The organism is Bradyrhizobium sp. P2_E8, assembly GCF_056403875.1.
Genome location: NZ_JBFUES010001672.1, coordinates 1 through 898 on the forward strand (window position 1 = coordinate 1; position 898 = coordinate 898).

An 898-nucleotide genomic window follows, 5' to 3' on the forward strand; every position below is an offset into this window, starting at 1 on the left:
AGGGCTCGGGCACGCCTGTTGATGCCAGGCGTGCGGGCGAGCTCGCCGACAAGCATCGCGTCGCGCTCAACGAGCACAAGATCAGCTTCCTCAGCATCCTCGCCGACAACGGCCTCCAGCTCGCGCTCGACACGCTCGTGCCCTATGCACACTGGATCACGCCGGAGGGCATGCCGAAGCGGTTCGACACCTGGTTCTTCCTAGCCGCGGCGCCGCCGGACCAGCTCGGCGCGCATGACGGCCGCGAGTCGACCGATTCGATCTGGGTCTCGCCGCGCGAGGCGGTGGAGGGCGGCGAGAGCGGCCGCTTCAAGCTGCCGTTCCCGACCACGCGCAATCTGATCCGGCTTGCCAAGCAGGGCAGCGTTGATGCCGCGCTGGAGCACGCCCGCGGCATGTCCATCGTCACGGTAATGCCTGTCATGACCAAGACCGAAACCGGCCGCCAGCTCCGCATTCCCCGCGAGGCCGGCTATGACGGCGAGGTGTTCGAGGTCGGCGCGGTCGGCTAATACACTTCGATACGCAGCGAAGTATTGGCGCTTGCGGACGCGCTAGGTTCCGTCCATCGCAGAATGGACGGAACGCAATAATGGACAACCGGCAGGACACCAATATCGCCGTCGAGCTGGCGCTGCTGGTCGCGCTCGCAACGCTGTGGGGCGGCTCCTACACCTTCATCAAGCTCGGCGTCGCCACCATTCCGCCGATCACGCTGATCGCGGCGCGCACCGCGATTGCGGGATTGCTGCTGCTGGTCGTCATGTGGGCGCGCGGCATCAAAATGCCGACGGATGCGGCGACCTGGCAGCGCTTCGCGTTCCAGGCCGTGCTCAACAGCGTCATCCCCTGGACGCTGATCGCCTGGGGCGAGCGCCATGTCGATGCCGCACTCGCC

2 protein-coding genes are annotated in these 898 nt (G+C 66.6%); both read left to right on the forward strand.

Translation table 11 applies throughout. The annotated features are described in order from the left end of the window. Window positions 1-512: NUDIX hydrolase (locus tag AC1D00_RS43135; protein ID WP_477014925.1), on the forward strand; the 512-nt coding region annotated here is incomplete at its 5' end. An 80-nt stretch (window positions 513-592) separates the two neighbouring features. Continuing rightward, the coding region (locus tag AC1D00_RS43140) for an EamA family transporter (RefSeq protein WP_477014926.1) at window positions 593-898 on the forward strand (306 nt) is incomplete at its 3' end.